The 4,685-nt window shown below is 57.4% G+C and carries 5 protein-coding genes and 1 pseudogene; 3 read left to right on the top strand and 3 right to left on the bottom strand.

Annotated elements, in window-relative coordinates; translation table 11 throughout:
* Nucleotides 1-331 (bottom strand): annotated as a pseudogene (locus NKI16_RS33810) (hypothetical protein); the annotation flags it as partial.
* 133 nt (nt 332-464) lie between these two features.
* Nucleotides 465-1,490 (bottom strand): sugar ABC transporter substrate-binding protein, encoded by a 1,026-nt coding sequence (locus NKI16_RS33815; protein WP_023680812.1) that lies wholly within the window; start codon nt 1,488-1,490, stop codon nt 465-467.
* A 149-nt stretch (nt 1,491-1,639) separates the two neighbouring features.
* Between NKI16_RS33815 and NKI16_RS33820 the strand changes: the two genes are divergently transcribed.
* The 3 genes from NKI16_RS33820 to NKI16_RS34235 all read left to right on the top strand — a co-directional run bounded on the left by NKI16_RS33820 (nt 1,640) and on the right by NKI16_RS34235 (nt 3,658).
* The gene (locus NKI16_RS33820) at nt 1,640-2,389 is read left to right on the top strand and encodes a GntR family transcriptional regulator (protein WP_352622040.1); all 750 of its coding nucleotides are present in this window, start codon (nt 1,640-1,642) and stop codon (nt 2,387-2,389) included.
* Entirely contained in the window at nt 2,376-3,155 is a 780-nt protein-coding gene (locus NKI16_RS33825; RefSeq protein WP_051406274.1) for an SDR family NAD(P)-dependent oxidoreductase, read from the top strand. Before NKI16_RS33820 ends, NKI16_RS33825 begins: the two co-directional genes overlap by 14 nt.
* A 380-nt stretch (nt 3,156-3,535) precedes the next feature.
* On the top strand, nt 3,536-3,658 hold the full coding sequence (locus NKI16_RS34235) for a hypothetical protein (protein ID WP_502894702.1): 123 nt from the start codon (nt 3,536-3,538) through the stop codon (nt 3,656-3,658).
* Nucleotides 3,659-3,777: 119 nt separating this feature from the next.
* Here the strand turns inward: NKI16_RS34235 and NKI16_RS33835 are convergent.
* A partial coding sequence (locus NKI16_RS33835) for an oxygenase MpaB family protein (protein WP_352924783.1) occupies nt 3,778-4,685 on the bottom strand: 908 nt, incomplete at its 5' end.

The raw sequence follows: 4,685 nt of genomic DNA on the forward strand, positions 1-4,685 counted from the left end.
GAAGCCCGACGACCTCAATGAGATAGCCGCAAGTCATTGCGGCACAAACGCCGATCGCCCCTACAGCAAGGTTCAACCCCCCAGTCATAACGACGACCATCATGGCCAAGCCGATCATGATGTTGACGGCTGCGATACGACCGAGGGTGAACAAATTGAAGGCCGAAAAGAAACCCTCTGTTGTGAATTTGAAGCCCAGCGCAAAGACCACAATGAGGGCAATGAGCCCAAACTCATTGGTCAGATAGAATCGCGTCTCGGTGGCATTCCTGCGCGGCTTGCCGACGATGTCGCCACTGGGACCCTTCGCCGGCACATCTGAATAAGACATGGTTTCGCACCTTCAATGGCTAGGCTGCCATCTTATCAGGCCTGGCTCTGGGTCACGACAGACACCGTGCAATTTGGTTGGACGACCGCCGGGTCTGCTTGAACGCAGCCCGGCGGCATTGGCGGAAGTCTCGTTACTTGCAGGTCAGATAAGTCGCCTGGAAGGTTTCAAAGAGCTTCTTGGTCGTGTCGCGCATGGCGTCAACATAAGTGTCGATTTTGTCGGCCGCGACATAGACGGTTCCCGAGTCGATGAACTTGTCAGTGAGGGCATTCTTCTTAAAAGGCGCATCGGTCTTGACCGCGCAACCCGAACGAAGCTTGTCGAGAACGAAAGTGCCGATATAGCCTTGGCCATACGGATTCTGCAGCATTGTGCCATTCACAAAGCCATCCTTGATGGCCTTCAACACAACTTGATCGTGATCAATGGCTACCATCTTGATCCGCTTGTCGCCGATCTTTCGGACTGCGTTCGAGGCTACAACCGCAGGGACCCAAGCGGTCGTGATGATGCCATCGACGTCGTTGGCGTGAGCTGCCAGGTAGGCATTAATCTTTTCCTCGGCTGGCTCGGGCGCATCAATGTCAGCGATGACCTGGACGACCGTTGCGCCTTCTTCCTCCGCCGCTTTTTTGACGGCGTCGATGCGAAGCTGGGTATTCGGATCAACAAGGAAGCCGGTGAAATGAGCAATGCGCTTCTTGGTGCCCGTCAGTGTTTTCAAAAGCTCCTTGGTTCCAATGTATGCTGAATTGCCAGTGTCGGTGCCGAGGCAGAAGGTTGCTGAAGAAGGATCCTTGAAGCACCCTGCGCCGCCGATGACAGGCGCGCCATTGGACACGAGCTCGTCGACGGTACTGACCGATCCGACGGGGTCACCTGGGAAAATCAGAAAGCCGTTGTAACCCTGGGTCAAAAGGCTCTCGAGCAGCTGGTTCTGCTGGCTGAGTTCCCACTTTTGCGGCACCTTATAGTCTGCTGCGGCCAGGCCAAAATCCTTGGCAGCATCCTTACCAGCTTGCTCCCACGCCGCGAAGTAGGGGTGCGGACCTCCGGGAACCAGCGCAATTTTTGAATCTCCAGCGGCGAAGGCGGACCCCACGCCTATTGCGGATAGCAGTCCAATCGCGAGCACGCGACGCAAATAGTTCGACATCAAAACTCCTCCCGTTGAGAGCGCCGCCTTCCCGCTTAAAATTGTCGAGACCGCCAGCGCAAATGCCTTGCATTCACCGCAGAAGTTCTAGTACACTTGTATACAAGGTGCAACTGCTTTTTTGTTGATGGCATTTTTCGGAGGACATTGTGCAAGAAGGCGAGCGGAACGCGATATCGCGTTTCGACCAGAATGGAGCGAAAGCCATGTCTTCCGGATTGGCTGAACTAGACGTGTTTTTGAACCGGCGCAGTTCGGCGAGTGAGCAAATTTACTCCGTCCTGCGCGAGGCAATCGTGCGTGCGAAGCTCTTGCCGGGCGAATCGATTAGTGAAAACGCGGTGTGTCGCCAGTTCAATGTGTCTCGCACACCTGTGAGGGCAGCGATCCAAAGATTGGCCGAAGACGGACTTGTAAGTGTCTTTCCGCAGCTCGGCAGTTTTGTTTCGCAAATTGATATCGTCAGCATCCAAGACAGCCATTTTGTCCGCCGTTCCCTGGAAACTTGCCTTCTTCGCGAAGTTGCGCCGCGTTGGACGCCAGCGATGAGCGCTGAAATGCGTTCACTGGTGGCGGCTCAAGAACGGAGTATCGCTGAGGGCGATATTGACGGATTTCACGACAATGACGAGAATTTTCACCAATTGTTTGCGTCTTTCGCGCAGCGACCGGGAGTTTGGACGACCATCCACGCTGCTAAAGCCAAGCTGACTCGCTTTATTCGTTTCTCCGGCAATGCCGCACGGTTTGCGGTGGTGCTGCAGGAGCATTTGGCAATTCTGGATGCGCTGGATGCCAATGACGGACCCGGTGCGGAAGCCGCATTGGTCGCCCATCTCGATAAAATCTTTGTCCTTTTCGACGCGCATGCGTCGGAGACACGCCATGCCGCCGTCTGACCAAGCAATGGAGAATTCCCGCTTGCAATCGCTAGAAGGAAAAACCGTTGTCGTAACTGGAGGCGCAGGCGCTATCGGCTCCGCAATCGCAGTGGAACTGGCGCGCGCCGGCGCTCAAGTAGCAGTCCTGGATCTGCTCCCCGAGGCCGCAGAGGCGCTGGCGTCGCGGATAGGGCATGGCGCCGTTGCCGTCGGTGTTGATCTGGCAGTTGAGAGTTCAACGCGCGCGGCGGCGGAGAAGGTTCTTCAGCACTTCGGTTCGGTCGACATTTTGGTCAACAATGCTGGCATTCTGTCGAACCACAAAATGGCAGATACCTCGATCGAGGAATGGCGAAGGGTCAACATAGTCAACGTAGAAGCCGCATTCCTTCTCGCCCAGATATTTCTTCCTGGGATGCGCTCGAAACGGTGGGGTCGGGTGATCAATATCTCCTCCTATGCCGCCAAAAGCGGAGGCTTGACCGCAGGGACGGCGTATTCAGTTTCGAAGAGCGCGATGATCGGGCTGACCTTTTCAATTGCCCGCGAGACCGCTGGCCAGGGCGTGACCTCCAATGCAATTGCGCCCGCCTACGTAATGTCGCCGATGGTTTCCGAACAGCTCAACGACGAACAGCGCGCGGCCCAGCTTGCTCAAATCCCGGTCGGGCGATTTTGCGAACCTCAAGAAGTCGCCCACACCGTTTCATTCCTCGCGTCACCTCTAGCCGGGTTCATCACGGGTGAGGTTATCGACATGAACGGTGGTCTCCATTTCGATTGAGCTGCATACAATGGAAAATCGTCGTTCTTACGCCAATTTGGCGCTCGCATCAGCCGGTGTCCAAATTCATCGGTACGATCGACGGAGTGTGACGCCCGGAATCGTGCATCTCGGTATCGGCAACTTCCACAGGGCCCATCAGGCAATCTATACGGTGATTGCTTGGCCGCGGGACAACTCGATTGGGGCATCATTGCAGCCTCCCCCGGAGTTCGGACACGCGGGACGCGCTTGCTCCCCAAGATGGTTTGTACACAGTTGTCAGTCGTCAAGATGAACAGACGAGCCTTCGGATAGTCGGTTCTATCGGCCATATTCTTGTCGCACCGGAGGGCCCCGCTCAGCTGCTGGAGGCGCTCTTTGACCCGCGGATCAGGATCGTGACTTTGACAGTCACCGAGAAGGGCTACACGGTCATCTCGGGCGGCGGCTCCGGCCACGAGCCGGCCCATGCCGGTTTTGACGGTACGACGGCTTCACTGTTGCCGGCAGCCGTCCGGTAGTTTGTTCGCATCTGCTTGGCGGGCCTCCGTCACGCCCCACCGTCCAGTGGGCTATCGAGTTCGTGCCTTCAAGACGCGTTAACTAGAAGCTGAACGTCTGCACGACGCGGGCCTGACATTTAGGTCAAGGAACACTGTCCGGTTCTGTGTAAGTTTTCGGATGCCGTTCGGCGATAGAGATAGCTCTCGGAAAGGCCGAGGCGGCGGCACGACTGGACGGCTGGTGATGAATGAAGCGCGGTGCTGTCGCAAATTGCAGCCGTCGTCTTCACAACAGCACGCTCCCACGGCTTCAAGGTCCAGCGGTCGCCGAGTTCCAACCGCTTGCGGACCCATTGGGGTAGGATCTCGACGGCCGCCTTCAGAAGCGGCCGCTGAAGGGGTCGAGCAACTCCCGGCAAGGCGGGAACTTCTTCCATGATCTGCAGGAACTCCGAGACGATCGGCGACGCGACGAGTCTTTGCCTCATCACGTCGAACAGCGCGTAAAGCTCGGCCTGAGACGTGGGCGCGCCGACCGCACCATAGAGAAGCGCCACGGGGCGAGCCTCAGCAAACATCGCGTCCCGTTCGAAAAAATGCAGACGATGCACATAGGTGTGATAGGCCTCCATGAAACCAAACGCGGCCGTCGCTTGCACCCAGTCCAGCAGCTCCGGGTCGGTGGCGTGGTATGGCTCGCCTTCGCTGGTTCGACCCGAAACGCGCCCATGCATCCTGACCACATCTTCAATCATGGCCTTAGCCTTGGATCGGGGGCCGTAGACCGTGACCAAAGCAGCGAGGCCCGTACGCTGTAACCGTCGGAGCGCGAGAGAGCGGAAGCTGCTGTGCTGCCAAATGGCGTCGCGAACCCGCGGCTCTGCCAATTCGAGCAGCACCGCCGTTACCCCGCCGATGAACACCGCAACAGGGTTCTTAAAAATGCGCCAGGACACCGAGTTGGGTGGTAACAGCGCCGGCTCGCCTTCCGGAGTCGAGAAGTCCATCTGAGATCCGAGCCGCTGGCGCATGAACGACTGGGCAA

The sequence above is a fragment of the Mesorhizobium sp. M0698 genome, from assembly GCF_040320455.1.
Taxonomy (GTDB): domain Bacteria; phylum Pseudomonadota; class Alphaproteobacteria; order Rhizobiales; family Rhizobiaceae; genus Mesorhizobium.

What these genes read in the sequence shown, in the direction of transcription:
- NKI16_RS33815 (WP_023680812.1), bottom strand. Translation starts at nt 1,490, where the DNA reads ATGTCGAACTATTTGCGTCGCGTGCTCGCGATTGGACTGCTATCCGCA.
- NKI16_RS33825 (WP_051406274.1), top strand. Translation starts at nt 2,376, where the DNA reads ATGCCGCCGTCTGACCAAGCAATGGAGAATTCCCGCTTGCAATCGCTA.